The sequence below is a fragment of the bacterium genome (assembly GCA_019637795.1).
GTDB lineage: Bacteria > Desulfobacterota > Binatia > HRBIN30 > CADEER01 > JAHBUY01.
In genome coordinates this window covers 562,590-588,920 of the sequence record JAHBUY010000001.1, presented here as the reverse complement: position 1 = coordinate 588,920, position 26,331 = coordinate 562,590, and the positions used below count along the sequence as shown (strand labels likewise).

Sequence of the window (26,331 nt, the reverse complement as noted above, 5' to 3'; positions counted from 1 at the left end):
CCGCACGTTCTTACTCCGCCGCCGGCGCCGTGGCGAGACGCGCCGCGCGGTGGCGTCCGAGGCGCCAGCGCCCACCGACCGGACCGCCGCCAGGTGCGCCGATGACCCATTTCTGCCCCGCGTGCTGGCGGACCGTCGCGGCGACGGCGACGCAGTGCCCGCACTGCGCGCACGATCTGCGCGCCCTCGACCACCGCGACTTCACCGACAAGCTGATCGCGGCGCTGCGCCACCCGGAGGCGACGACGCAGCGGCGGGCGGCGCGCATACTCGGCGAGCGCCGCGCCGGGGCGGCGGTGGCCGCGCTCGGCGCCCACCTGCGGGCGACCGACGATCCATTCCTGGCCAGCGACATCGTCGCGGCGCTGGCGCGCATCGGCGGACCGGACGCCGCGGCGTTGGTGATCGAGGCGCTCCGCCATCCGGCGTTCCTGGTGCGCCTGGCGGCGCTGCGCGCCGTGGCGACCATCGGCGGCGCGGCCGCGGAGCAGGCGATCGCGCAGGCGGCGTCCGATCCCAGCCCGGCGGTGCGGCGCGCCGCCGCCGCGATGCGCCTGGACGGACAGCCGCGGCGCGAGGCGCCCGCGGAGCCGCCCCCGCCCGCCGACCGCCTTCGCGGAGGGTCGACCTGATGGAGCGCGCGTCGACGACCGCGGTCGATCCGATCGCCGAGGATGCCACGGGGGCCATCGCGCCGGAGGGGGGCGAGGCGTTCTGCAGCGTCCTCTTTCCGACCCCGGCGCTGCGCGCCGAGGCGGAGGGCGCGGCCCAGCCGGCCTGCTTTCCCGATCTGAACCTCGACCAGATCGTCGGCGCCATCGTCGCCGGGCGCGACGCCTACGACCTGGCCCCATTCTTTCACCTCCTCCTCCCCGACGCGGATGCCGTGCGCTACCGGCAGGAGGTCATGCGCGACCTCGACGAGGGCGGCGCCATGCCCGCGGTGCAGGCGTTCGCCGCCGGGATGCGGCGCATGCGCGCCCACCTCGGCGCGTCGACCGAGCGGTCGTACGCGCGCGAGCAGCAGCGCTGGTTCCTCGACGCCGCGGTCGCCTACTGCGGCGCGGTGGAGGCGTTGCTGGCGGATCTGCGGGCGCTGCCACTCCGCTCCCGCGCCCTGCGCCGCGTGCGCGCGCACCTGACCGCGTACGTCGCGTCGAGCCGGTTCGTGGAGTGCGCGCTGGCGGCGCGATCCCTGACGGCGGCGCTGGCGGCGATCCGCTACGGCCTGCGCATCGAGGCGGGCAGCGTCACCGTCCAGCCATACGCCGGCGAGGACGACTACGGCGCCATCGTGGCCGAGACGTTCGCACCCTTCCGGCGCGAGCCGGCGAAGGACTACCGGGTGGCGGTTGTCGACCGCGGCGGGCTCAACCACGTCGAAGCGGAGATCCTCGATCGCGTCGCCCTCCTGCATCCGGAGCCGTTCGCCGCGCTGGCGCGCTTCCGCACCGCGCACGCCGATTTCGTCGCACCCACCATCGCCTGGCTCGATCGCGAGATCCAGTTCTACGTCGCCTATCTCGAGCACATGGCGGAGGTGCGCCGCGCCGGGCTGGTGTTCTGCTATCCCCAGGTCTCCGCCGACGACAAGGCGGTCTGCAGCCGGCAGGGCTTCGACCTGGCGCTCGCCCGCAAGCTGATCGGCGAGCGGCGCGCGGTCGTCTGCAACGACTTCGCCCTGCATGGGCCGGAGCGCATCATGGTGGTCACGGGTCCCAACCAGGGCGGCAAGACGACGTTCGCCCGCACCTTCGGCCAGATGCACTATCTCGCGGCGTTGGGCTGTCCCGTTCCCGGTCGCGAGGCCCGCCTGCTCCTGTGCGACCGGGTCTTCACGCACTTCGAGCGCGAGGAGGACCTCGCCACGCGACGCGGCAAGTTGGAGGACGACCTCGTCCGCATGCGCGACATCCTCGCCGCCGCGACGGAACGGAGCATCGTCGTCATCAACGAGATCTTCACCTCGACGACGTTGCGCGACGCCCTCGCGCTCGGCCGTCGCATCCTCGGGCACCTCTCGCGGCTCGACCTCCTGGCCGTCTGCGTGACCTTCCTGGACGAGCTGGCGACCTTCGACGAGAAGACGGTCAGCATCGTCGGCGGCGTCGAACCCGATGATCCCGCCGTACGCACCTATCGGCTCGAACGCCGGCCGGCGGACGGGCTGGCGCACGCGCTGGCGCTCGCCGAGGCGCATCGCGTCACGCGCGCGTGGCTGCGGCAACGGATCCGCGAATGAGAGCGCTGCTGCTCCATCGGGAGCGGGACTTCGCCCCGCCCGAGCGCGGGCGGTGGGACGCTCCCACCCTGACGCAGGACCTCGAGCTCGAGGTCCTCGTGCGCGGCATGGCCGGCGAGGACGACTTCATCGCCGACGTGGCGCGGCGGGCGCTGGTCGCCGCGCTCGCCAGCGATGTGGAGACCATCCTCTACCGCCAGGCCGTGCTGCGCGACTGCCTGAACCACCGGCCGGTCGTCCGCCAGCTCTACGAGCTCGTGGTCGAGGCGATCGAGACCGAACGGCACCGCTACTGGGGCATCCATTCGCGGCATCCGGCGTCGATTCTGCACAGCTCGATCGAGCTGTTGGAGCTGCTGCTGCCGGCCCTGCGACGCGTGCGCGATCTCGCCGCGCAGCAGCTCGACGTCGTCGCCTCCGAGGGACTGACGCGGCTGTTCTCCACCCTCGTGGGCGAGTTGACCGATGCCTATCTGGACCGCGTCGAGGCGCAGATGCAGGCGCTCCGCTTCCGCCACGGCACCGTGTTGAGCGCCGAGCTGGGCGAGGGCAACCGGGGCACCGGCTACGTCGTGCGCGCCGCGGATGGTGCGCCCGCCTCCTGGTGGTCGTGGCTCGTCGGCGCGGCGCGCTCGCCGTACACGTTTCACCTCGACGATCGCGACGAGGCGGGGGCGCGCGCGCTGCAGGAGCTGCGCGGCCAGGGGCTCAACGGCGTCGCCAACGCGCTGGCGCAATCCGCCGACCACGTCCTCGGCTTCTTCCGCCTGCTGCGCACCGAGCTGGCGTTCTACATCGGCTGCCTCAACCTGCATGCGCAATTGACGACGCTGGCGGCACCGGTGTGCTTCCCGATCCCCGAGCCGCCCGACGCCGCGCGCCACCGCGCCACCGGCCTCTACGACCCCTGCCTGGCGCTGCAGATGGAGCAGGCGGTGGTCGGCAATGCGCTGCACGCCGACGGCCGGCCCCTGGTGATCATCACCGGCGCCAACCAGGGCGGGAAGTCCAGCTTTCTGCGGGCGGTGGGGGTGGCGCAGCTCATGATGCAGTGCGGGATGTTCGTCGCCGCGGAATCGTTTGCCGGCGCGCTGTGCCCAGGGTTGTTCACCCACTACCGGCGCGAAGAGGACGCGACGATGACCAGCGGCAAGCTCGACGAGGAGCTGCGACGCCTGAGCGAGATCGCCGACCGGATCGCTCCCGGGTGCATCCTGCTGTGCAACGAAACGTTCGCCGCCACCAACGAGCGCGAGGGGTCGGCGCTGGCGCGCCAGGTGGTGGAGGCGCTGCTGGAGAAGGGGATCCGCGTCTTCTTCGTGACCCACCTCTACGAGCTCGCGCGCCAGACGCTCGCCAGCGACGCCGACCGGACGCTGTTCCTGCGCGACGAACGGCGTCCCGACGGTACGCGCAGCTTTTGCCTCATCGAGGCTCCGCCGCTCGACACCGGCCATGGCGAAGACCTCTACCGGCGGATATTCGACCAGGGTGCGCCGGCGCGGTGACCGTGCCGCCCCGTCGGGGGCGATGTGCCGCGCCGCGGGGGAACGGAATCACTGAGCAGCGACATGCGCGTCGACAGTGGTGTTGAAGCTCAGTGATTTTGTCCGCCTAACTGCTCAGTGAAAATGTCCGCCCCTCCGCGGCAAAGAAGGAGGGATGGAGAGGATGAGCAAGCGGCAATGGAAGCGGCTGGACGCCGTGGAGCGGATCGAGCGAGGGGCGCTGACGGTGGGAGAAGCGGCGGAGGTGCTGGGACTGTCGAAGCGGCAGGTGCGACGGCTGCGGCGGGCGGTGGGGCGGCGTGGGGCGAAAGGAGTGCAGCACGGGAACACGGGGCGGGCGCCGAAGCACCGCTTGGGGGAAGCGGTGCGGGAGCAGATCCTGGAGCTGCGGCGCAAGAAGTACGACGGGTTCAACGACCAGCACTTCACCGAGAAGCTGGGGGACGTGGAAGGGGTCAAGGTCTCTCGGGCCAGCGTGCAGCGGCTGCTGCGCGCGGCGGGCATCGGGCCGCCGCGCCGGCGGCGCGCCCCGAAACACCGCCGGCGCAGAGACCGCAAACCGCAGGCGGGGTTGATGATCCTCTGGGACGGCAGCCGACACGAGTGGCTCGAGGGGCGCGGGCCGATGCTGTGCCTGATGGGAGCGATCGATGACGCGACCGGCGAGCTGCTGCCTGGGGCGTCGTTCGTGGAGCAGGAGTGCGCGGCAGGGTACCTGCGGGTGCTGCGAGCGATCGCGGAGGCGAAAGGACTTCCGTACAGCGCCTACATGGATCGGCACGGGAGCCTGAAGCGCAACGACGCGCACTGGACGCTGGAAGAGGAGTTACGCGGGGTCCAAGACCCGACGCAGGTGGGCCGGGCGCTCGCGGCCTTGGAGATTGAGGTGATCTACGCGCTGTCGCCGCAGGCGAAGGGCCGAGTGGAGCGGCTGTGGGGCACGCTGCAGGATCGGTTGGTCTCCGAGCTCCGGTTGGTGGGGGCCACGACCGTGGAGGAGGCCAATGCCGTGCTGGAGGCCTTTCGGGCGGAGCACAACCAGCGGTTTGCCATTCCCCCGGCCGAGGCCACCCCGGCGTGGCGGCCGGTGCGACGGGGGACCGATCTGAGCCGGATCTGCAGCTTCCAGTACGAGGCGACCGTGCTGAACGACAACACCGTGCGGATCGGCGGCCTGGTCCTCGACATCCCGCCCGGCCCGCGCAAGCGCAGCTATGCGGGGACGCGCGTCGAGGTGCGCCAGCTCCTCGACGGCAGCTGGCGCGTCTACGGCGGCGACACGGTGATCGCCACGGCCGCCGCCACCTCGCCCGGCGCCCTCCGCACGCTCAAGCGCCGGCGGCGGCGGCCGCCGAGCGCCGCCTCGGTGGGGAAAACTCCAGTCGCCCTGCGGGCTCCTTCCGTTTCCCCCACCGACATGATCCCGTCACCACCACGATGAACCCCGGGGGGACGGAATCACTGAGCAGTTGAGGGCGGACAGAATCACTGAGCAGCGACAATGCGCGTCGACAGTGGTTGACTCTCGCGCGCGCCGCAACCTATCGTCCCGGCAGCGTACGACGGCGATGGGGTTCGCCTTCAACCGCCCGCTCCATGGGCTGATGACTCCTACCACCACAACCGAACGAGGGAGGTAGGGTGTTTCCATTACGGCGCAGCGCTGCGCTGGGCTCAGGACGACGCGGACGCGTGACGCCCGGCCTTCTCGGCGACCGGGCGGCAGCGCGGGCCGCGCGCGCGCTCCGGCCGCCGCGTACCGTCGTTCCGGAGTAGCAGTCGCGTCCGCCTGCTCGCACGCGGCGAGCGCCCCCGCCGCCGCGTTCCCCGCCGCCGTGCCGTTTCCGTTCCCAACCCTCGCCCCGCCGCCATCGCCGGCCGCGCGACGCAGCGCCGTGGCGGCGGTCCTCGCCGTCGCGGTGGCGACGCTGACCGGGTGCGCGCAGTACCACGCCGCGCCGTTCACCGCGGAGGAGCGGGCGGCCGCGTTCGACGCGCGCACCCTGGACGATCCCGACCTGCGGGCGTTCCTCGAGGCGCACCTGGACCAACCGCTGCCGCTCGCGGCCTGGAACTTCACCGCGCTGACGCTGGTGGCGGTGTATTTCCATCCCGATCTCGACGTCGCCCGGGCGCAGTGGGCGACCGCGGAAGCGGCGCGCATCACGGCCGGCGAATTCCCGAATCCGAGCATCAGCGTGTATCCCGCCTTCGACACCTCGCGCGCCTCGCCCTCGCCGTGGCTGGTCACCGCGACCCTCGACGTCCCGATCGAGACCGCGGGCAAGCGCCACTACCGACTCTCGCAGGCCGCGCACCTCTCCGAGGCGGCGCGGCTGGCGATCGCCACCGTCGCGTGGGACGTGCGCAGCCGCCTGCGGCGGGCGCTGGTCGCCCTCTACGCCGCCTCGGCCACCGTGGGTCTCGTCGAGCGGCAGCGGGCGACGCAGGCGGTGGTGGTGGAGCGGCTCGAGGCGCAATTGCGCGAGGGGGCGGTGTCGCCGTTCGACGTCGCGCAGGCGCGCATCGGCCTGGATGCGAGCCAGCTCGCGCTGCGCGAGGCGCAGCGGCAGTACGTGGATGCGCGCGCCCAGGTCGCGACCGCCCTCGGCGTGCCCGCACAGGCGCTCGAGCACGTCGACCTCGCGCTGGAGGGCTTCGCCGATCTCCCGACGGAGCTGCTCGCCGCCGATCTACGCCGCGAGGCGCTGCTCGGCCGCTCCGACATCCTCAGCGCGCTGCGCGCCTACGCGGCCGCCGAGGCGGCGCTGCAGCTCGAGATCGCGAAGCAGTATCCGGACGTGCACCTGAACCCGGGGTACGAGTTCGATCAGGGGGACAACAAATGGGGCTTCGGCCTGTCACTGACGCTGCCCGCTTTCAATCAGAATCAGGGGCCGATCGCCGAGGCGGAGGCCCGGCGCCGTGCCGCCGCGCAGCAGTTCGTGGCCCTGCAGGCGCGCGTGATCGGGGAGGTCGACCGCACGCGGGCCGTCTATCGCGCGGCGTTGGAGAAGGTGGCGACCGCCGACACCCTGGTCGCCCACACCACGGCGCAGGAGCGGACCGTGCGCGAGATGATCGCCGCCGGCGAGTTGGCGGGACTGACCCGGTACACCACCCAACTGGAGCTGATCCAGAACCAGATCGCGCGGCTCGACGCCGTGGTGCGCGGGCAGGAAGCCCTGGGGCAACTCGAGGACGCGCTGCAGCGTCCGTTCGACGTGTCGGACCCCGTGTGGCTGGCGGCGCCGCGACGCGAGGTGGCGGGGAATGAGTAGCCGCCACCTTCGGTCCGTGGCGCTGGGCGCCGTTGCGACGCTGTCCGGTCTGCTGTTCGCGGCGAGCCCGCGCGCCGACGCGGGATCCGAGGCGCCGGCGCAGGGGCGAGTGGACGTGCGCGTCGGACGCGTCGTCCGCGCGACGCTGCGCGACATGGTCGTGGCGTATGGCATGGTCGAGCCCGAGCCGGCGACGGCCGCGCGCGCGGCCGCCAGCGCCCGGATGGCGGCGCCGGTCGCCGGCGTGCTCACCCTCGCCCGGTGCGCCGAGGGCGAGCGCGTGCAGAAGGGGGACGAGCTCTTCCGGCTCGACACCCGCGCGGCGGACGTGGCGATCACCAAGGCGCAGGCCGCCGCGGACTTCGCCCGCATGGCGCTCGCTCGCCAGCAGCGACTCCTCCGCGTCGAGGGCACATCGGAGAAGGCGGTGCAGGAGGCGCAGCAGCAGCTCGACCTGGCGACGAGCGAGCTCGCGGCGGCTCGGGCGCAGCGCGCGCTGCTGAGCATCAGCGCGCCGTTGAGCGGCGTCGTCACGCGGGTGAACGTCAAGCCCGGCGAGGCGGTCGACCTGACCACCGTGCTGGCCGAGGTCATCGACCTGGATCGCCTGGTGGTGACGGCCAACGTTCCGTCCGCCGAGCTGCCGGCGATCGCGGTCGGCCAGCCGGTCGAGATCACGACCGGCGAGCGGCCGACACGGGACGGGCGGCGTCCCGCCGACGCGCCGATCGAGGGGGTCGGAACCGTCAGCTTCATTGGCGCGCAGATCGATCCGCGCACCGACACCGCGCCGGTGCGGATCGCCATCGCTCCGAACGCCCGGCTGCGTCCCGGGCAGTTCGTCAACGTGCGCATCATCACCGAGGAGCGCCGCGACCGGCTCGCCGTCCCGGTGGACAGCCTGGTCAAGACGGCGGCGGGGACGGTCGTCGCGGTCGTCGACGGCGAGGTGGCGCGGCAGATCCCGGTCACGGTGGGGCTGCGCGACCGCGGCCTGGCGGAGGTCGACGGACCGGGCGTGCGCGAGGGCATGACGGTGGTCACCACCGGCGCGTACGGTCTGCCCGAGGAGACCACGGTGCGCGTGCTCGCCGACGGCGGGGCGCCCGAGGCGTCGGCGACCGAGGCTCCGGCGGCGGCCGAGGCGCCGGGGCTGACGTTGCTGCAGACGATCCCGCTGCCCGACGTCAGCGGCGATTTCGACCAGATGGCGGTCGATCTCGAAGGCCAGCGGTTGTTCGTGGCGGCGCAGGACAATCACAGCCTCGAGGTCGTCGACCTGCGGAGCGGCGCGCGCATCCGCAGCGTGCCGGGATTCGACGAGCCGAAGTGGGTCGTCCATCGGCCGGACAGCGGACGCGTCTTCGTGTCGACGGCCGGCGACGGCAAGGTGGTCGCGCTGGATGCCGCCAGCTTCGCGGTCGTGTCGTCATTCTCGTTCCCCGAGAAAGCCAACGCGCTGCGCTTCGATGGCGAGTCGGGTCATCTCCTGGTCGGGGTCGGGCGCACCACCGGCGCCATCGCCAGCATCGACACGCGCGCCGGAACGGTTGGCCCGACGATTGCCCTGGGCAGTCCGCCGAAGCAGTTCGCGCTCGACGGATCCCGCCTCTACGTGAACGAGCCGAAGGAGGATCGCGTCGCCGTCGTCGATCGCGCCCGCGGGACGACGATCGCCACCTGGTCGGCGTTGCCGGCCACCGGCAACGATCCGCTGGCGCTGGACCGCGCCAATCAGCGGCTTCTGGTCGGCGGCGGAAGCGACCAGGCCGGCGTGGTGGCGGTGCTCGACACGGCGTCGGGCGCCGTGGTGGCGAGCCTCGAGGTCGGCGCCGATCCCGACGGTCTCCATTACGATCCGGCCCGCCATCTGATCTACGTGTCGTGCGGCGGCGGCACCATCGACGTGGTCGAGCAGCGCGGAGCGGACGTCTACCAGCGGGTGGCGCGCGTGCCGACGGCCCGCGGCGCGTCGACGTCGCTGTTCGTGCCCGAAATGGATCGCCTGTTCCTGGCCGTGCCGGCCGGCGAGGGGCATCCGGCGGCGATCCGGGTGTATCAGCCGCGCCCCTAGCGGCGCCGGTCGGCTCCTTCCGTCATGCACGAGTCCACGGTCGAGCGGGAAGTCTCCGCTCTCGGCAGATTCTCGACCCACCACGCGGTCGCGATCACCTTCATCACGATGGCCCTCAGCCTGGCCGGCGTCTACGCCGCGCTGTCGATGCCCTCGTCGGTGTTTCCGCAGACCAATTTCCCGCGCTGCGTCATTCTCGTCGAGAACGGCGTGATGCCGGCGGACGAGATGATGGCGACCATCACGCGCCCGATCGAGGAGGCGATGAAGGACATCCCGGGCGCGGTGTCGGTGCGCTCCTCGACCGGCCGCGGCTCGGCGGAGGTCAACGTGTTCTTCAACTGGCACGTCGACATGATCCAGTCCGAGCTGTACGTGAACAGCCGTCTGGCGCAGATCCGCAGCGTGCTCCCGCCCACGGCCGTGGCGACCGTCTGGCGGCTCACCTTCTCCGCCTTTCCCATCATCGGCGTCAGCCTGACCAGCCCGACGCGCGACATCACCGCGCTGTGGGAAACGGCTCGCTACGAGATCAAGCCGCGCTTCCTGCGCATTCCGGGCGTCGCCCGCGTGGACCTGGTCGGCGGGCGGACGCCCGAATATCACGTGATCGTCGATCCGCTGCGTCTCGCCGCTGCGCACCTGACGCTGTCGCAGGTGACCGACGCGCTGGTGCGCAACAACCTCGTCGCGCCGACGGGGATGCACGAGGAGAACCACACGCTCTACCTCACCGTCGTCGACGGGCGCGTGCACGGCGTCGAGGACATCGAAGACTTCGTGCTTGCCGTGCCCGGCGGGCGGCCGATCCGGATCAGCGACGTCGGGCGCGTCGAGCGCGGCCCGGAACCCGCGTTCAACGTCGTGACCGCGGATGGCGTCAACGCGGTGCTGTTGAACGTCCGCAGCCAACCCGACGGCAGCACCCTCGCCATCGCCGAGGCGCTGCGCGCCGAGCTCGCGGCGCTGCATGCCGAGCTGCCGCCGGACATGCGACTGGCCTTCTTCTACGACCAGTCGCTGCTCGTCCGCGACTCCGTGCGCAGCGTCTGGGAAGCGGTGATCTTCGGCCTGCTGCTCTCGATCGTGATCATCTTTCTCTTTCTCAAGAGCTGGGGCACGACGCTCACCGCGATCGTCGTGATCCCGCTGACCGTGCTGATGACGCTGGTCGCCATGCGTCTCACCGGGCTGAGCTTCAACCTGATGACCCTGGGCGGCATCGCCGCGGCCATCGGGCTGGTGATCGACGACGCCATCGTCGTCGTCGAGGCGATCTACGCCCGGATCGCCGCCGGCCTGCCGCGCCTGCGCGCGATCGAGATCGCGATCGGCGAGATCGCCCGTCCGCTGGTCGGCTCGACGCTCACGCCGGTCGTGGTGTTCATTCCGCTGGCGTTTCTCGACGGCATCGCGGGCGTCTTCTTCCGCGCCCTGGCGCTCACCATGGTGGTGTCCCTGCTCACCTCGCTGCTCCTCGCCGTGACCCTGACGCCATCGCTGGCGGCCTGGTTCCTGCGCGATCCGACCCCCGGCGCCGCCGCCGCGGGGGATCACGAAGGCGGCCGGGTGCTGCGCGCGATCATTCGCGCCTACGAGGCCGCGGCGCGCCAGGCGCTGCGGCACCCGGCGCTCACGGTCGCCGGTTGCGCGCTGGTGGTCGCGTTCGGCGTCCTGCTGTACGGGCGGCTCGAGAGCGACTTCCTGCCGGCGATGGACGAGGGCGCCTTCGTCATCGACTACCATACGCCGTGGGGCACGAGCCTGGCGGAGACCGACCGGCAACTGCAGCGCGCCGAACAGATCCTGCGCGCGACCGCCGACGTGGAGAGCTATTCGCGCCGCACCGGCGCGCGGTTGGCGTTGGCGATCGCCGAGCCGAACAGCGGCGACTACCTGGTGAAGCTGCGTCCCGACCGCTCCCGCGCGACGGAGGACGTGGTTGCCGATCTGCGCGCCCAGTTCCACGCCGCCGTTCCGGGCGTGCAGTGGGACTTCCCGGGGATCCTGAGCGATCTCATCGGTGACCTGACGTGGTCGCCGAAGCCGATCGAGGTGAAGCTGTTCTCCAGCGACCTGGCATTCCTGAAGCGCAAGGCGCCGGAGGTCGAGGCGCAGCTCCAGCAGGTGCCGGGGGTCGTCGACACCTTCGACGGGTTGGTGTTCACGGGCCCGACGCTGAGCCTGCGCGTCCGGCCGCGGGACGCGCAGCGGTTCGGCATCACCGCGGCCGATGTGGCGACGGCCGTGAACACCGCCATGCTCGGGCAGCGGGCGTCGACGGTCCTCGAGGGCGACCGCAGCATCGCCATCCGGGTGGTGGCCGATGGGGCCGGGCTCGATCGCCTGGCGACCCTGCAGGAGCTGCCCCTGCAGGCGGCGGATGGCAGCCTGGTCAAGCTCTCGCAGGTCGCCGATGTCGTGGAAGTGGCGGGCGACGTCGAGCTGCGCCGGGAGGATCTGCGACAGGACGTCGCCGTGACCGCGCGCCTCGAGGGGCGCGATCTCGGCAGCGCGATGGCGGAGATCCGCGCCCGGCTGGCGAACGATCCGTCGATCCCCCCGGGCACGATCGAGCTCGGCGGGCTCTTTCAGCAGCAGCAGGAGTCGTTCCGCAACCTGTTGCTGGTATTGCTCAGCGCCGTGGTGCTGGTGTTCACGGTGCTGCTGATCGAATTCCGTTCCTTCGTCGAGCCCGTCGCCATCGTCCTGGGCGCCCTCCTGGCGCTCACCGGCAGCGTCGTCGCCCTGTGGCTCACCGGCACGTCGCTCAACATCGTCTCGTTCCTCGGCGCCATCATCGGCGTCGGCATCGTGGCGAAGAACGGCATCCTGATGCTGGACCTCGTCGGGGAATGGCGCGCCCGCGGATCCAGCATCGAGGAGTCGCTGGTGCGATCCGGGTGCCGGCGCTTGCGACCGGTTCTCATGACCTCGCTCGCCGCCGCCATCGGCATGCTCCCGCTGGCATACGGCATCGGCAGCGGCGCCGACATGCTGCGGCCGTTGGCCATCGCGGTGATCGGCGCGCTCACGCTGTCCGTGCTGCTCTCGCTGATCGCGACGCCGGTGTTCTACCGGCTGCTGTCGCGCGCCCTCGTCGCCGAGGGCGACGAGGGCGCGGGCACACCCGCGCCTGACGCGTGCGGGTCGCCTCTGTCCGACCCCTGATCGCGCCGAAGGTCGATTGACACCCCGATCCCTGCCGCCTATCGTTCCAGCAGCGTCAAGGCGGTGGAGTCCGCCTCAACCATCTGCGCTCGGGCCGCCCGACGCAGATCAATGACTCCTACTCGAAGCCAACGAACGGGTAGGGGTCCGATCCCTGCCCGGAGAAAGGCTCATGCGCGCCAAGCGGATGACGATCTTCGTCGGGGAGAGCGATCAGTGGCATCATCAGCCGCTGTATCTGGCGATTCTCGGGCGACTGAAAGCCGCGGGGTGCGCGGGGGCCACCGTGCTGCATGGCATCGCCGGATTCGGCGCCGACTCGCGCATCCACACCGCGACCATCCTGCGGCTCTCCGAGGACCTGCCGGTGCTCATCACGGCGGTCGACGCGGCGGAGCGCATCGACCGTCTGCTGCCCGAGGTGTCGGGCATGCTCGCCGGGGGGCTGGTGATCGTCGACGAGGTCGAGATCTATTTTCACTCGGCGGCGTTTCGCGGTGGCTTGCCCGACGTGCGCGTCGGCGACCTCATGACGACGGAGCCCGATGCCGTCACCGCGGACGTGCCGATCAGCGAGGTGGTCGAGCAGCTCGCGACCCGCGACTACACCGCGCTGCCGGTGATCGACCGCGAGCGCCGCGTCATCGGCATCATCAGCGACACCGACATGCTGTCGGCCGGGGTGACGCAGTTGAGCGTCAGTCTCCACAAGGTGAGCGGCGACCAGCACGTCCGCGAGTGCCTCGACCGCCTCCGCCGCGAGGGGCGAACGGTGCGCGAGGCGATGACCACGCCGGCCATCACCGTCACATCCTCCACATCGCTGAAGGACGCCGCCCACCTCATGCACACGCGCAATCTGAAGCGGCTGCCGGTCGTCGACGAGAACCGCCGGCTGGTCGGCGTGCTGGGCCGGCTCGACGTGCTCAAGAGCGTCGCCGCGGGGTTCGCGCGACGCACCGTGCCGACGGAGGCCCGCCTGCCGGCCGAACACGCCGCCGCGGCCGACGTCATGGACCCGCGCATCGTGACGGTCGAGAGCACCGCGCCGGTGGCCGACCTCATCGGCCGCCTCCTCGACGCCGAGGTGAAGCGCGTGCTGGTGGTGGACGATGCCGGGAAGCTCATCGGGGTGGTCACCGACACGGATCTCGTCGCGCGCGTCGACCCGGAGCTCCGCCCCGGCCTGCTGACCCGGCTGCGCAGCCGCTGGAACGCCGCCGCCCACCACGCCGTGGAGCGCGCGTACGGGCAGCGCGCGGCGGACGTCATGACCAGCCCCGCCCTGGCCGTGGCGGCCACCGCCAGCGTGACCGAGGCGCTGGCCCTGACCGTCGAGCGCGGACTGAAGCGGGTGCCGGTGATCGATGCCAACGGCCGCCCGGTGGGGATCGTCGCGCGCCCGGCGCTGCTGGCGGCGGCGCTCAACGCGGATCGCGAAGGGGGGACCAGGTGATCCGCGTGACGGTGGCGGCGGCGCGCCCGGGCGCGGCGCCGCCACCCGATGGAGCCGAGGGAGAGGGATGATGGAACACGTGAGCAACGTGTGGTTCATCGCCGCGGCGTGGATGTTCCTCGCCTTTCTCGCCAGCGTGATCTCGATCCGCACCGGCATCTCGGTGGCGCTGCTGGAGATCGGCATCGGCATCCTGGCCGGCAACTTCGCCGGCTTCCACGCCACGGAGTGGATCAGCTTTCTCGCCACCTTCGGCGCCGGTCTGCTGACCTTCCTCGCCGGCGCCGAGATCGACCCCGCCTCGCTGCGCGCGCATCTCGTCGCGGCCCTGGTCATCGGCATCGTCTCGTTCCTGGTTCCGTTCGCGGCGGCGGTGGCGGTGGCGTATGGCATCGCCGGCTGGACCTATCAGGCGTCGATCATCTGCGGCATCGCCCTGTCGACCACGTCGGTCGCGGTCGTCTATGCCGTCATGGTGGAGAGCGGGTTGAGCAGCACGGACATCGGCAAGATGATCCTCGCCGCCTGTTTCGTGACCGACTTCGGGACCGTGCTCGCCCTCGGCGGGTTCTTCGCCGATTTCAACCGCTGGATGCTGGTGTTCATCCTCGTGCTGGCGGTCGTGCTGCGCTATCTGCCGCGCTTGACGCGGTTGATCATCCGCCGCTTCGGCGAGGCGCGCGTGAGCGAGCCGGAGGTGAAGTTCCTCTTCCTCGTCCTGTTCTTTCTCGGCGGCCTGGCCACCACGGCGCGCAGCGAAGCCGTGCTGCCGGCGTACCTGGTGGGGCTGGTCGTGGCGGGCGTCTTCTTGCAGGATCGCATCCTGGTCAACCGGATGCGCTCGATCGCGTTCACGATGCTGACGCCCTTCTACTTCATCAAAGCCGGGCTCTACGTCTCGCTGCCGGCGGTGGTCGGCAGCGCCGGCCTGATCGCCGCGCTGCTGGCGGTCAAGCTCTTCACCAAGCTGCTCGGCGTCTGGCCGACCGCCCGCGCCTTCAAGCTGGAGGCGCGCGAGGCCACGTACACGTCGCTCCTGATGGCCACCGGGCTCACCTTCGGCACCATCTCGGCGCTCTTCGGCCTGGAGAACCATCTCATCGACCAGACGCAGTACACGGTGCTGGTCACCGTGGTCATCGGCAGCGCCGTCGTGCCGACCCTCATCGCGCAGACGTTCTTCGCGCCGCAGCCGGCGGCGGCGCCGCTCGCGGCGGCGGCGCGTTCCGAGCTGCAGGCAGAATCCGGGAGCTAACCATGTATCATCGCATCGTGGTCGGATTGGACGGTTCGGACGGCGCCAAGCAGGCGTTGCGCGCGGCGCTCGACCTGGGGCGCGCGACGGGCGCCGAGCTCCATCTCCTGTCGGTCGAGGAGCTGCCGCGCTATGCGGATACGATCGACGAGATCAATGGCGAGGAGCAGGCGGCGCGGCGCTATTTCAAGGCGATCCAGAAGGACGCGCTGGCGCGCGCCAGTGCCGCGGGCGTCACCGCGCGGGTCGAGCTGCGGCGCGGACATCCGGCGGTGCTGCTGCCGCAGTTCGCGCAGGACGTCGGCGCCGATCTCCTGGTGATCGGCCACAGCGGCCACTCGGCGCTCTGGGGGAAGCTGCTCGGCACGACCGCCGACAAGATCGTCGACCACGCTCCCTGCTCGGTGCTGGTCGTCCGGTGAACGCGAGCCCCACCGCGTCCGCCGGGACGACGGCGGAGGGCATGGCGCCCGCGCCGCTTGCGCGCGACGCCGCGTCGATGACGCAGGGAGACGAGCTGGCACTGCTCGCTCGTCTCGCGGCCGCCGCTGACGCGCCGGAGCTGGTGGCGGACGCGACGGCGCTCGCCGAGCGGCTGGCGGAAGGCCGCTTCTACGTCGCCTGCGTCGGCCAGTTCAAACGCGGCAAGTCGACGCTGCTGAACGCCCTGGTCGGAGAGCGGCTGCTCCCCGCCGGGGTGGTGCCGATCACCACGGCGGTGACCATCCTGCGCTGGGGTCCGGCGACGCGGGCGCGGGTGCGGATCGATGCGACCTGGGAGGAGATCGATGTCGGCGGACTGGCCGCCTACGTCTCCGAGGAGCAGAACCCGGCGAATCGCAAACGGGTGACCTTGGTCGAGGTGTTCGTGCCGAGCCCGCTGCTCGCCGGCGGCATGTGTCTGGTGGATACGCCGGGCATCGGCTCGGTGATCGGCGCCAACACGGACGTGACCAGGCAGTTCGTCCCGCAGATCGACGCCGCGCTGGTGGTGCTCGGCGCCGATCCGCCGATCTCGGGCGAGGAGCTGGGGCTGGTCGCCCACGCCGCCGAACACGTGTCGACCTTGCTGTTCGTGATCAACAAGGCCGATCGCTCGAGCGACGCGGAACGGCAGGAGGCGGCGACGTTCGCGCGTCGGGTGCTGAAGGAGCGTCTCGGCGTCGCGGTCGCCGCCGTCTTCAACGTGAGCGCGCTGGAGCGGCTCGAACGCGGCCCGACCCGCGACTGGGAAGCCTTCGAGCGGACGCTGCGCGGCCTCGCCGATTCCGCCGGCGCGGACTTCGTGCGCGCGGCCGCCGCGCGCGGTCGCGCGCGGCTGAGCGAGCGGCTCCTGCGCGAGCTCGCCGAGCAGCGCGACGCCCTGACGCGGCCGGTGGAGGAGTCCGAGCGCCGGGCCGCGGCCCTGCGCGGCTGCGTCGCCGACGCGACCCAGGCGCTCAACGATCTCGGCTATCTGTTCAGCGCCGAACAGCATCGACTGAGCCAGGCGTTCGGCGAGCGCAGCGCCGCCTTCCTGGCGACGGCGGCGCCGGCGGCCGAGCGCGAGCTCGATCAGGTGATCGACGGGCTCACGGGCCGCCGCGGCGCGATGCGCGAGCGCGCGTTCGAGGCGGCGCGGGACATCGCCGAGCGGGTCATCAAAGCCTGGTTGGTCGATTGCGAGCCCGCCGCCGAGGCGCTCTACACGCAGGCGGCGCAGCGCTTCACCGACCTGGCGAATGGGTTGCTCGCGCGCCTGGCGGCATCCGACGAGGCGCTGGCCGGGCTGCCCAGGACGGTCAGCCCCGACCTCGGCTTCCGCACGGCGCGCCGGTTCTTCCAATCCCATCTCATGCGCTACTCCGCGCGCCCGATCGAGCAGTGGCTGCGCGACGCCCTGCGCTCGCCGGCGGCGGCGCGGCGCGCGCTCGCCGAGGAAGCGCGCGGGTATCTGGGACGCCTGCTGGCGGCGAACGCGGCGCGGGTGGCGAACGACTTCGACGATCGCGTGGTCGAGAGCCGTCGGCGCCTCGAGGCGGAGATCCGCGGCTACCTGCAGCAGGTCTCGACCTCGGCCGAACGCGCCTTGCAGCGGGCGCGGGCGCGGCAGGCGGAGGGGGAGCACGCGGTGCGCGCCGAAGTGGCGCGGTTGGATGCGTTGCGACAGCAGGCGGAGCCGCTCGTCGGCGGTGGCCCGCCGGCGCCCGCGCGCGATGCCGCGGCGGCCGTGGCCGCCGCGAGCGATGGAGGATGAGCATGGCAGCGTTGGCTATCGAAGGCCTGCAGGCATGGGAGATTCTCGACTCGCGGGGCCATCCCACGATCGAGGTCGAGGCGATCCTGGCCGGTGGGGCGCGCGGCCGCGCCGCCGTTCCGTCGGGGGCCTCCACCGGCCGCCTGGAGGCCGTCGAGCTGCGCGACGGCGATCCCGGCCGCTTCGCCGGCAAAGGCGTGCAGCGGGCGGTGCGCAACGTCGTCGAGGTGATCGCGCCGGCGCTGCGCGGTCGCGACGCCAGCCTGCAGAGCGATCTCGATCGCCATCTCTGCGATCTCGACGGCACGCCGAACAAGGGCCGGCTGGGCGCCAACGCGATCCTCGGCGTGTCGATGGCGGCGGCGCGCGCCGCCGCCGCGGCCCTCGGCCGACCGCTGTACCAGCACCTCGGCGGCGCCGAGGCGACGCTGCTGCCGGTCCCCATGCTCAACGTGATCAACGGCGGCCGCCACGCCGTGAACGGGCTCGACTTCCAGGAGCTCATGATCGTGCCGCACGGCGCGCCGAGCTTCGCCGAAGCCATGCGGATGGCGGCGGAGACCTATCAGGCCTTGCGCGCCATCCTGTTGCGCCGGCAGCTCGGCGTCGCGGTCGGCGACGAGGGCGGCTTCGCCCCGGCCTGTCGGTCGCACGAGGAGGCGCTGACCATCCTGGTCGAGGCGATCGAGGCCGCGCGCTACCGGCCGGGCGAGGACATCGCCATCGCCGTCGACGCGGCGGCGAGCGAATTCTGCGAGTCCGAACGCTATGTCCTGGAGCGCACCGGCGGAGCGGCGGAGGATGCCGCCGCGATGGTGCAGCGCTACCGCGAGCTCGCCGACGCGTTCCCGATCATCCTCCTCGAGGACGGCCTCGGCGAAGACGACTGGGCGGGATGGCAGGTGCTCACCGCCGAGCTCGGCGGCCGCCTGCAGCTCGTCGGCGACGACATCTTCGTCACCAACCCGGCGATCATTCGCCGCGGCATCGCCGAGCGCGTGGCCAACTCGGTGCTCATCAAGCTGAACCAGATCGGGACGGTGACGGAGACCTTCGAGGCGGTCGCCACGGCGCGCGCCGCGGGCTATCGCCAACTCGTCTCGCATCGCTCCGGCGAAACCGAGGACGCGTTCCTCGCCGACTTCGCGGTGGCGTGCGGCGCGGGGCAGATCAAGACCGGGGCTCCCTGCCGCAGCGAGCGGACCGCCAAGTACAACCGGCTGATGCGCATCGAGGCCGAGCTGGGGGCGCGCGCCCGCTTCGCCGGCGCTGGCCGGCGCGCTGGGTGAGCCCGCCGCGAGCGGCGCGCGATGGTGGACGTCCTCGGCGGCGAGCCCCAGGTCGACGACGCCACTGGCGCGCGCGCCAGGGCGCTGGTCGCGCAGCTCGCTGACCTGCACGCGCTGGTTCGCATCCAGGGCGAGATCCTGGCCGCCGGGCCGGTGACGATCCCGGCGCTGGCGGCGTTGCTCGCCGGGCCGCCGTCGGTGATTCCGCAGCCCCGCGTGGCGGCGGCCGAGTGTCTGGGGGCCTTCGGCGGCGCGTCGGCGCGGGCGGCCCTCGTCGGCGCGGTGGCGCGCGATCACGCCGCGATCGCCGATCCGGTGCTCCGGCAGGCGGAGGAAACCGTGCGCAACGCCGCGGCGCGGCAGTTGGCGCGCTTCGACGATGGGCCGGCGCGCGCCGTCCTGCGGGATGCGCTCGCTCGCTCCCATCTCATCGGCGCCGGCGAGGCGCTGTCGCGCTTGGGCGACGAGGCGGCGATCGAGCCGCTGATCGCGTGCCTGGAGGACGACGCCAAGCGCGAGCCCGCCGCCGCCGCGCTGCGGCGGTTCGGCGGCCGCGCCATCCCGGCGCTGCGCGCCGCGCTGGTGACGCCGCGGCAGGTGCGCGGCCTGGAGCCCCCCGGCAGCCGCATCCGGCGGGCGCAGGCCGCGGGCCTGCTGGGCGAGCTCGCCGCGGTCGATGCCGTCCCGGAGCTGCGGATGGCGGCGGGCGACGATGACCCGGCCGTGGCATCGGCGGCGGCCCTGGCGTTGGTCGCCGTGGCGGGCGACGCGGCGGGGATCGCGCCGCTGCTGCGCGGACTGGACGCGCCGGACGTGCCGACGCAGAGCGAGTGCGAGGACGCGCTGCGGACGTTGTTGCCGCGCGTCGCTCCGACCGTGCTCGAGGCGGCAATCACCGGCCGGGTGCGGACCGCGAATGGCGCGGAGGTGCCCCTCGGCAGCCGCGCCCGGCGCCGCCTCGTCGCCGTGGCGAGCGCCGGCGCGCCGGCGGCGTTTGCCGCCCGTTGCGAGCCGCTGCTGCGCGATCCCGACGCGGCCGTGCGCTACCAAGCGGTGCGCGGCCTGGAGCGCAACGGGGATGGCGACCATTCGGCGTTGCTGGCGATCGCCGCCGATGACGCCGATGCGCGCGTGCGGGCCGCCGTGCGGTCGGCGGGACACGACGACGGCAGCGGCCGGCGCTCCTGGCTCAACCGCAACGTCGTGGGGATGGGGCTGACCAGTCTGCTCAGCGATGCCGGCCACGAAATGGCCACCGCCGTGCTGCCCGCGTTCCTCGCGACGCTCGGCGTCTCGGCCGCCGCGCTGGGCGCGATCGAGGGCGTCTCGGACGCGGTGGCGAGCTTCGCCAAGCTGGGCAGCGGGTGGTGGAGCGATCGCATCGGCCACCGCAAGGCGATCACCGTCGGCGGGTACGCGTTGACCGGCGCGGCGAAGGCGCTGTTCGCGCTGGCGGCCGGCTGGCCGCTGGTCCTGGTCGGGCGCGTCCTGGCCTGGTTCGGCCGCGGCGTCCGCGGCTCGCTGCGCGACGCGATGCTGGTCGAATCCGTCGCCCCCGCCGACGTCGGCAAGGCGTTCGGCTTCCATCGCGCCGGCGATACCATCGGCGCCGTCGTCGGACCGCTCCTCGGCGTCGTGGCCATCGGCCTGCTGCACGGCCGCTTCACCGATGCGGCGATGCCGTTCCGGGTGGTGTTCCTGCTGACGCTGATTCCCGGCCTCGGCTCGGCGCTCGCCTTCGCCGTCATGGTGCGGGAGCGCCGGCGGGCGCCGAATCACAACCTCGGATTCTGGAGTAGCCTGCGCGCCCTGCCGATCGGTTTCCGCCGCTTCCTGGTCGGCGTGTTCGTCTTCGGGTTGGCGGACTTCGCGCCGACGCTGCTCATCCTGCGCGCCACCGACATCCTCGGGGAGACCCACGGCATGGCGCACGCGGCGCAGGTGGCGGCCCTGCTCTACGCGCTGCGCAATGCGCTCTACGCCGCCGCCGCCTTCCCCGTCGGCGTGCTCGGCGATCGGGTGGGACGGCGTGCGCTGCTGGCGGCGGGGTATCTGCTGGCCGCGCTCACCTTCGTCGGATTCATGCGCGACAGCAGCGATCTCGCCTACCTGTCGCTGCTCTTCGCCGCCGCCGGCGTCTTCATGGCCGTCGAGGACGCGCTCGAAGGGGCGATCGCCGCCGAGCTCCTGCCGGCCGAGATCCGCGGCCTGGGCTACGGCGTGCTGGGCAGCGTCAACGGCGTCGGCGATCTGTTCTCCAGCATCATCGTCGGCGCGCTCTGGGCGCACGTCTCCGTCGCCGCCGGGCTCCTGTACGCCGCCGTCCTCAGCATCGCCGGGGCGATTCTCATCCTCCGCGTCCGCTAGCCAGACTAGGCTGGAGCCGCCGATCGTTCGTGTCCCGTCGGCACGGGCGGGCCGCAAGGGGCGCCTCCGTCGCGTGCCGCTCGTGACGGGCCCGTGAGGATCAGGCGGTCGCCCGCTGCCAGCCCTGCTCGGCCACCAGGCGCGACACGCGGGCGCGGATGTCGTCGCGGATGGCCCGCACCTCGTCGGCGGATCGCCCCTTCGGATCGGCCAGGGCCCAGTCGTCTCGCCGCAGGCCGGGGACGAGCGGGCAGGCCTCGCCGCAGCCCATGGTGATCAGGAGCTGCGCGTCGGCGGCCAGGGCATCGGTGAGGCGGCGGGGCCGCGCGGCGGAGAGGTCGATGCCGATCTCGCGCATCGTCGCCACCACCTCGGGGTGCACGCGGTCGCCCGGCGCCGTGCCGGCGGCGACGGCGCGGGCGCGCGCCGGGTCGGCGAGCGCGTTGAAGAACGCCGCCGCCATCTGCGAGCGGCCGGCGCTGTGCACGCAGGCGAAGATCACCGTGGTCATCTCGGCGGCCCGGCGGCGGAGGGGAACGGCGCCGCGGCGTCTCCCGTGTCGCGAAAGTACTGGCGCCGGAACCAGAGGGCGACGGTCACCAGGCCGATCATCACCGGCACTTCGACGAGGGGGCCGATCACGGCCGCGAACGCCGCTCCATGATGGATGCCGAAGGTCGCCACCGCGACCGCGATCGCGAGCTCGAAGTTGTTCGACGCGGCGGTGAAGGAGAGCGTCGCCGACTGCGGGTACGTCGCGCCGATGGCGCGGCTCATGAAGAACGACAGGAGGAACATCGCCACGAAATAGATCAGCAGCGGCACCGCGATGCGCAGCACGTCGAAGGGCAGTTGGATGATCGCTTCGCCCTTCAACGAGAACATGACGACGATGGTGAACAGCAGGGCGACGAGCGTCAGCGGGCTGATCGCCGGGATGAAGTGCTCCTGGTACCACTGCGGGCCGCGGGCGCGCAGCAGCGCGACGCGGGTCAGCAGCCCGGCGAGGAACGGGATGCCGAGATAGACGAACACGCTGGTGGCGATCTCGCCGATGGTCACGTCGACCGCGACGCCCGGCAGTCCCAGCCAGGCGGGCAGGAGGGTGATGAAGACATACGCGTAGAGCGAGAAGAACAGGATCTGGAACACCGAGTTGAACGCCACCAGGCCAGCGCAGTACTCGGCGTCGCCCTGGGCCAGGTCGTTCCAGACGAGCACCATGGCGATGCAGCGCGCCAGGCCGATGAGGATGAGGCCGACCATGTACTCGGGCCGGTCCGACAGGAACGCGATGGCCAGGATGAACATGAGCAGCGGCCCGATCACCCAGTTCTGCACCAGCGACAGGGCGAGGATGCGCGCATCGCGGAAGGCGCGGCCCATCGTCTCGTAGCGGACCTTGGCCAGCGGCGGGTACATCATGAGGATCAGGCCGGCGGCGATGGGAATCGACGTCGTGCCGACGCTGAAGCGGTCGAGGAAGGCTTCCAGGCCGGGCACGAGGTAGCCGCTGCCGATGCCGACCAGCATGGCGAGGAAGATCCACACGGTCAGGTAGCGGTCGAGGACGGCGAGCCGCCGGGTCGCCACGGGCATCGCGGTCATCGCGTCCCCGCGCTCGTCTTGCGCGAGGCGGCGGCCGGCGCCGCCAGGGCGTCGCGGAGCCTCGCCAATTCGTCCGGCACGATGCGGTAGTAGACCCACGTGCCGCGTCGCTCGCGCTGCAGCAGGCCGGCGGTGAACAGCACCTTCAGGTGGTGACTGACCGTGGGCTGCGACAGCCCGAGCGGCTCGGTGAGATGACAGACGCAGGCCTCGCCGGAGGGCTGCGCGGCGATGAAGCTCAGGAGCCGCAGCCGCGCCGGGTCGGCAATCGCCTTGAACGCGTCGGCGAGGTGCTCGGCGTGCTCCTGGCCGAGCTCGCCGTGGAACACCGGCGCGCAACAGCGGCCGATCGTCGCCACCTTCTTCCTCATCGCTGTCTCCTGCTTCATCGCTGCCATCCTCGCCCACCTGGTGAATCCATATTGACAGTTGTCGATGCATGTTTCAATATCGACATCCATCGATACAGAAGGAGGTTCCATGTCGCGTGTCCAACTGGCCCTGAACGTCAGCAACGTCGATGCGGCGGTCGAGCTCTACCGCCGCCTCTTCGCCACCGAGCCCGCCAAGCGGCGACCCGGCTATGCCAACTTCGTGATCGCCGATCCGCCGCTGAAGCTGGTGCTCATCGAGGGCATGGGTGAGCCGGGTTCGCTCAACCATCTCGGCATCGAGGTGGAATCGACCGGCGAGGTGGTGACGGAATCCGCGCGCCTGACGGGCGAGGGATTCGCGCCGCGGCACGAGGACGGCGTCACGTGCTGCTATGCGGTGCAGGACAAGTTCTGGATCACCGCTGCGGACAACCGCGAGTGGGAGATCTACACGGTGCTGGCCGACACCCCGCAACCGACGCCGCAGCGGGCGTCGTGTTGCGCCACCGACTGAGCGTCCGACGGTGAGGGCGGGCAGGGCCGCGCGCGAGCGCGGCCCTGCCCGCGGGCCCGGCGGGCGCGCAGCGCGCTCAGCGCTCGTGCCAGGCGCGGCGGGCGCGCGCGACGAAGGCCCTGGCGATGTCCCGCCGCGTGCCCAGCGCGCGGGCGGCGCGGAGCTGGGCGAGGGCGGTGCGCAGGTCGCCCGCCGCGAGGGCCTGCCACGCCAGGCCGGCGCCGTAGCGGGTGTAGTTCGCGCGCGTCCGCCGCGTGATGGCGGCGGCCGTCGCCGGCGGCAGCAGCGCTTCGGAGAGCGCGATGCTGCGCGCGATCTCGACCAGGTTGTCGCCGACCCGCTGGAAGCCGATCGACGCCGAGGCGCCGTGGCTGCGGTAGCAGGCGAGCGCCTCGGGCTCGTACCAGAGGGGGCGGGCGGCGGCGATGCGCTTCCACATGTCCCAGTCGAGCGCGTAGTCGAGGTCGAGGCGGAAGCCGCCGAGCGTCTCGTAGACCTCGCGCTTCACCACCAGCGCCACGCAGCGCAGGTGCAGACCGACGAAGATGTGCTCGATCCAGTCCTCGAAGATGCCCGCTGGCTGGCGCAGGATCCGTTGCGCGGCGACCACCTCGCCGCGTCGATCGATGATGACATCGCGGCAGAAGGCGGCGCCGGCCTGCGGGCAGCGCGCGCTGGCGGCCCGCAGGCGAGCGTAGAAGCCGGGGCGCAGCAGGTCGTCCTGGTGCAGCAGGTGCACCCAGTGCCCGCGCGCCCGCTGCACGCAGGCGTTCCAGTTGCGTCCGATGCCGACGTGCTGCGGCTGCCGCACCCAGCCGATGCGGTCGCGGGCGCCGGCCGGGATGCCGTCGCGCGGGTCGACGCGCCGCGAGGCGTCGTCGACCAGCACGATCTCCATCTCCGCCGGGCCCGGATCCTGCGCCAGCACCGAGGCGAGGGCCTGGCGGAGGAAGGCGGGATCGGGCTCGTAGGTCGGGATCATCACCGACCAGAACGGCCGCGCCGCCCCGTCGGTCACCGGCGCGATCACCGGGGCGTCGCTCATCGATCCGGCTCCGGTCGCGGCCCGGGACGCCGCGCGCCGTTCCGCGCCTCGGCGAGCCGGCGCTTGGTGCGCAGCTCGAGGCGCTGCGGCTCGGCGTCCGCCGCGCGTCCCCACCAGTACGCGGCCTCGGCGTAGCGGCCGCGCTGGAAGTGGCACATGGCGAGGGTGTCCCAGGTGGGCACGCCGAAGATGGACGCGTCGTACGACACGCCGCTCTCGGCGCAGTAGGTCTCGGCGTCGATGCCGGCGAGCGGGTCGAGCAGGCGGACGGCGTCGTCGAACGCGCCCGCCTGCGCCATCCGGCGCCCGGCGAGCCAGCGGAACAGCAGATCGCCGGGGAAGCGCGCGCGCGCCTCGTCGAGCAGCGCCGGCGCGTCTTCGACGCCCTCGGCCAGGAGCAGCGATCCGTAGGGCAGCGCGTCGAGCGCGCTCTCGACGCCGCGGGCGCGCACGATCGCGATCGCCCGGCGCCAGCAGGCGAGCGCCGCGGCGCGGTCGCCGCTGCCGTCGAGCGCCTGTCCGAGGTGATTCCACGAGTAGACGTGATCGGGATCACGCGCCAGGCGCTGGCGCAGCAGCGGGATGTTGCGCCGGTGCTTGCGGCCCTGGTCGCCGTCGTAGCCGTGGTGGTCGAGCGCCAGCGCCGTGCGGCCGATCGCCAGGCCGTCGGCGCGCGCCACGGCGTGCACGCTGGGCAGCATGGTCTCGTGGATGACGTTGCGGAAGCGGATGCGCGGGTCGTTGCGGAACAGCCGGCACTCGTCGTAGCGGGTGACGCCGGCGCGCGGCCGGAAGCGCACCGAGGCGGCCACCAGCCGCGGGTCGGCGAGGGTCGCCAGCAGCGCGCGGGTGTCGGTCGGTTGCGCGCGCTCATCGGCATCGATGTAGAGAATCCAGGCGCCGGTGGCGCGCTCGAGCGCCGCGTTGCGCGCCGCCGCGAAGTCGCCGCGCCACGGGAACGACGACACGCGGGCGCCGAACGCGGCCGCCACCCGTGGGCTGTCGTCGCTCGAGCCGGTGTCGACGACGACGATCTCGTGCACGAGCGGCACGATCGAGGCGAGGCAGCGCCGGAGGTGCGCCGCCTCGTCCCTGACGATGATCGCGGCGGAGAGGCGGACGGTGTCCGGCGACGCCAGGTCCGTGTTGGGGGGTGAGGGCACGCCGCCGGGAGGCGCCGGGCGCGACGCGTGACCGCTGTGTCGCGGTGCGCGTCGCGTCGCGGGGAACGCGGTGCCGCTAGCGGGTCTGCCGCAGGCGGCGGCCGAGGTTCGAGCCGCTCTGCGGCTGGACGGCGTGGCTCGAGACTCCGGTGGTCGCGAAGGAGGCCACCAGCGGGGCCGCGAACTCCGCGTCGCTCACCAGGCTCGCGACCAGGCGGCGCTTCGCCGGGTCGATGGTCCGCAGTGCGCGCTCAATCTGCTCGATGCTCGGTGCCGTCGCCATGTCGCCGTCCTCCGATGGTCACGTCGTCTCGCCGCCCGCCAGCCGGGTCGGTGATAGGCGAAGGATGCGAGCGAGTCAAAGTCGCGGCGTTGGTCCGTCGCGACCCCGGCCCAAGCCGTCATCGCCGCCGCCCGCGGAGCGGCCCGCCATCGGCGGCGCGCGGGTTCAGACGGCGGTGACCAGGCCCTCGTCGAGCAGGCGAGCCAGGCACTGGCGCACCTCGTCGACCGGTGCGTCGGCCAGCGCCCACGCCGCCTGCACGCGCGCGGCGATCTCGCCTGCCGGCGTCGTCCCGTCGCACAGCTCGAACACCAGCACCGCGGTGGGATTCAGATGGTGCACCCGATCCCGAGCCGGCTGGTGGACGACGTAGCCGTCCGGCGTCGCGATCACCTCGAGCCCGTCACAGCGGGCGAGTGGGCGCGCGGGGTCCATCGCGGGCAACGCGGACGATCGACGGGGCCG

The 26,331-nt window shown here is 72.4% G+C and carries 21 protein-coding genes; 14 read left to right on the top strand and 7 right to left on the bottom strand.

Going from position 1 to position 26,331, the window contains the following annotated elements; translation table 11 throughout:
• Positions 1-101 precede the first annotated feature (101 nt).
• The 13 genes from KF840_02565 to KF840_02505 all read left to right on the top strand — a co-directional run bounded on the left by KF840_02565 (position 102) and on the right by KF840_02505 (position 20,879).
• On the top strand, positions 102-632 hold the full coding sequence (locus tag KF840_02565; protein MBX3023771.1) for a HEAT repeat domain-containing protein: 531 nt from the start codon (positions 102-104) through the stop codon (positions 630-632).
• Positions 632-2,242, top strand: a complete 1,611-nt coding sequence (locus KF840_02560) for a DNA mismatch repair protein MutS (GenBank protein MBX3023770.1) — start codon at positions 632-634, stop codon at positions 2,240-2,242. The genes KF840_02565 and KF840_02560 overlap by 1 nt, the downstream gene beginning before the upstream one ends.
• Positions 2,239-3,750: a DNA mismatch repair protein MutS gene (locus KF840_02555; GenBank protein MBX3023769.1), complete on the top strand. Its 1,512-nt coding sequence runs from the start codon at positions 2,239-2,241 to the stop codon at positions 3,748-3,750. Before KF840_02560 ends, KF840_02555 begins: the two co-directional genes overlap by 4 nt.
• 163 nt (positions 3,751-3,913) lie before the next feature.
• Positions 3,914-5,191, top strand: coding sequence for an ISNCY family transposase (locus KF840_02550; protein MBX3023768.1), 1,278 nt, complete (start codon positions 3,914-3,916; stop codon positions 5,189-5,191).
• Between the two features lie 454 nt (positions 5,192-5,645).
• Positions 5,646-7,031 carry a TolC family protein gene (locus KF840_02545; GenBank protein ID MBX3023767.1) on the top strand — a complete coding sequence of 462 codons (1,386 nt, stop codon included), beginning with the start codon at positions 5,646-5,648 and terminating at the stop codon, positions 7,029-7,031.
• A 16-nt stretch (positions 7,032-7,047) separates the two neighbouring features.
• The gene (locus tag KF840_02540) at positions 7,048-9,105 is read left to right on the top strand and encodes an efflux RND transporter periplasmic adaptor subunit (GenBank protein MBX3023766.1); all 2,058 of its coding nucleotides are present in this window, start codon (positions 7,048-7,050) and stop codon (positions 9,103-9,105) included.
• Between the two features lie 24 nt (positions 9,106-9,129).
• The gene (locus KF840_02535) at positions 9,130-12,276 is read left to right on the top strand and encodes an efflux RND transporter permease subunit (GenBank protein ID MBX3023765.1); all 3,147 of its coding nucleotides are present in this window, start codon (positions 9,130-9,132) and stop codon (positions 12,274-12,276) included.
• Positions 12,277-12,448: 172 nt separating this feature from the next.
• Entirely contained in the window at positions 12,449-13,732 is a 1,284-nt protein-coding gene (locus KF840_02530) for a DUF190 domain-containing protein (protein ID MBX3023764.1), read from the top strand.
• A gap of 70 nt (positions 13,733-13,802) precedes the next feature.
• On the top strand, positions 13,803-14,987 hold the full coding sequence (locus KF840_02525; protein MBX3023763.1) for a cation:proton antiporter: 1,185 nt from the start codon (positions 13,803-13,805) through the stop codon (positions 14,985-14,987).
• A 2-nt stretch (positions 14,988-14,989) separates the two neighbouring features.
• Positions 14,990-15,409 carry a universal stress protein gene (locus KF840_02520; GenBank protein ID MBX3023762.1) on the top strand — a complete coding sequence of 140 codons (420 nt, stop codon included), beginning with the start codon at positions 14,990-14,992 and terminating at the stop codon, positions 15,407-15,409.
• 77 nt (positions 15,410-15,486) lie between these two features.
• Positions 15,487-17,223 carry a dynamin family protein gene (locus KF840_02515; GenBank protein ID MBX3023761.1) on the top strand — a complete coding sequence of 579 codons (1,737 nt, stop codon included), beginning with the start codon at positions 15,487-15,489 and terminating at the stop codon, positions 17,221-17,223.
• 2 nt (positions 17,224-17,225) lie between these two features.
• Entirely contained in the window at positions 17,226-18,512 is a 1,287-nt protein-coding gene (gene eno, locus KF840_02510; protein MBX3023760.1) for a phosphopyruvate hydratase, read from the top strand.
• 1,209 nt (positions 18,513-19,721) lie between these two features.
• Positions 19,722-20,879, top strand: a complete 1,158-nt coding sequence (locus KF840_02505; protein MBX3023759.1) for an MFS transporter — start codon at positions 19,722-19,724, stop codon at positions 20,877-20,879.
• A gap of 100 nt (positions 20,880-20,979) precedes the next feature.
• Here the strand turns inward: KF840_02505 and KF840_02500 are convergent, their stop codons facing one another.
• Genes KF840_02500 through KF840_02490 form a run of 3 tightly spaced genes read right to left on the bottom strand, consistent with a single transcriptional unit; the run spans position 20,980 to position 22,858 of the window.
• Entirely contained in the window at positions 20,980-21,390 is a 411-nt protein-coding gene (locus tag KF840_02500) for an arsenate reductase ArsC (protein ID MBX3023758.1), read from the bottom strand.
• Complete coding sequence (arsB, locus tag KF840_02495; protein MBX3023757.1) at positions 21,387-22,478, bottom strand: ACR3 family arsenite efflux transporter; 1,092 nt, start codon at positions 22,476-22,478, stop codon at positions 21,387-21,389. The genes KF840_02500 and arsB overlap by 4 nt, the downstream gene beginning before the upstream one ends.
• 5 nt (positions 22,479-22,483) lie before the next feature.
• Positions 22,484-22,858: a helix-turn-helix transcriptional regulator gene (locus KF840_02490; protein MBX3023756.1), complete on the bottom strand. Its 375-nt coding sequence runs from the start codon at positions 22,856-22,858 to the stop codon at positions 22,484-22,486.
• A 109-nt stretch (positions 22,859-22,967) separates the two neighbouring features.
• On the opposite strand from KF840_02490, the gene KF840_02485 reads away from it, so the two are divergent.
• A complete protein-coding gene (locus tag KF840_02485; protein MBX3023755.1) occupies positions 22,968-23,375 on the top strand; it encodes a glyoxalase/bleomycin resistance/extradiol dioxygenase family protein in 408 nt (135 codons plus the stop codon).
• 76 nt (positions 23,376-23,451) lie between these two features.
• Here the strand turns inward: KF840_02485 and KF840_02480 are convergent, their stop codons facing one another.
• The 4 genes from KF840_02480 to KF840_02465 all read right to left on the bottom strand — a co-directional run bounded on the left by KF840_02480 (position 23,452) and on the right by KF840_02465 (position 26,301).
• Complete coding sequence (locus KF840_02480; GenBank protein ID MBX3023754.1) at positions 23,452-24,420, bottom strand: glycosyltransferase; 969 nt, start codon at positions 24,418-24,420, stop codon at positions 23,452-23,454.
• On the bottom strand, positions 24,417-25,583 hold the full coding sequence (locus KF840_02475; GenBank protein ID MBX3023753.1) for a glycosyltransferase: 1,167 nt from the start codon (positions 25,581-25,583) through the stop codon (positions 24,417-24,419). Before KF840_02475 ends, KF840_02480 begins: the two co-directional genes overlap by 4 nt.
• A 76-nt stretch (positions 25,584-25,659) precedes the next feature.
• The gene (locus KF840_02470) at positions 25,660-25,866 is read right to left on the bottom strand and encodes a hypothetical protein (protein MBX3023752.1); all 207 of its coding nucleotides are present in this window, start codon (positions 25,864-25,866) and stop codon (positions 25,660-25,662) included.
• 165 nt (positions 25,867-26,031) lie between these two features.
• Positions 26,032-26,301, bottom strand: coding sequence for a PqqD family protein (locus tag KF840_02465; protein ID MBX3023751.1), 270 nt, complete (start codon positions 26,299-26,301; stop codon positions 26,032-26,034).
• Positions 26,302-26,331 lie beyond the last annotated feature (30 nt).

Excerpts from the sequence above, each read along its gene's own strand:
- arsB (MBX3023757.1), bottom strand. The coding sequence starts at position 22,478 with ATGCCCGTGGCGACCCGGCGGCTCGCCGTCCTCGACCGCTACCTGACC.
- KF840_02470 (MBX3023752.1), bottom strand. The coding sequence starts at position 25,866 with ATGGCGACGGCACCGAGCATCGAGCAGATTGAGCGCGCACTGCGGACC.
- KF840_02520 (MBX3023762.1), top strand. The coding sequence starts at position 14,990 with ATGTATCATCGCATCGTGGTCGGATTGGACGGTTCGGACGGCGCCAAG.
- KF840_02505 (MBX3023759.1), top strand. The coding sequence starts at position 19,722 with ATGGGGCTGACCAGTCTGCTCAGCGATGCCGGCCACGAAATGGCCACC.
- KF840_02565 (MBX3023771.1), top strand. The coding sequence starts at position 102 with ATGACCCATTTCTGCCCCGCGTGCTGGCGGACCGTCGCGGCGACGGCG.
- KF840_02490 (MBX3023756.1), bottom strand. The coding sequence starts at position 22,858 with ATGAGGAAGAAGGTGGCGACGATCGGCCGCTGTTGCGCGCCGGTGTTC.
- KF840_02530 (MBX3023764.1), top strand. The coding sequence starts at position 12,449 with ATGCGCGCCAAGCGGATGACGATCTTCGTCGGGGAGAGCGATCAGTGG.
- KF840_02525 (MBX3023763.1), top strand. The coding sequence starts at position 13,803 with ATGGAACACGTGAGCAACGTGTGGTTCATCGCCGCGGCGTGGATGTTC.
- KF840_02535 (MBX3023765.1), top strand. The coding sequence starts at position 9,130 with ATGCACGAGTCCACGGTCGAGCGGGAAGTCTCCGCTCTCGGCAGATTC.
- KF840_02480 (MBX3023754.1), bottom strand. The coding sequence starts at position 24,420 with ATGAGCGACGCCCCGGTGATCGCGCCGGTGACCGACGGGGCGGCGCGG.
- KF840_02465 (MBX3023751.1), bottom strand. The coding sequence starts at position 26,301 with ATGGACCCCGCGCGCCCACTCGCCCGCTGTGACGGGCTCGAGGTGATC.
- KF840_02550 (MBX3023768.1), top strand. The coding sequence starts at position 3,914 with ATGAGCAAGCGGCAATGGAAGCGGCTGGACGCCGTGGAGCGGATCGAG.
- KF840_02515 (MBX3023761.1), top strand. The coding sequence starts at position 15,487 with ATGACGCAGGGAGACGAGCTGGCACTGCTCGCTCGTCTCGCGGCCGCC.
- KF840_02500 (MBX3023758.1), bottom strand. The coding sequence starts at position 21,390 with ATGACCACGGTGATCTTCGCCTGCGTGCACAGCGCCGGCCGCTCGCAG.
- KF840_02485 (MBX3023755.1), top strand. The coding sequence starts at position 22,968 with ATGTCGCGTGTCCAACTGGCCCTGAACGTCAGCAACGTCGATGCGGCG.
- eno (MBX3023760.1), top strand. The coding sequence starts at position 17,226 with ATGGCAGCGTTGGCTATCGAAGGCCTGCAGGCATGGGAGATTCTCGAC.
- KF840_02555 (MBX3023769.1), top strand. The coding sequence starts at position 2,239 with ATGAGAGCGCTGCTGCTCCATCGGGAGCGGGACTTCGCCCCGCCCGAG.
- KF840_02560 (MBX3023770.1), top strand. The coding sequence starts at position 632 with ATGGAGCGCGCGTCGACGACCGCGGTCGATCCGATCGCCGAGGATGCC.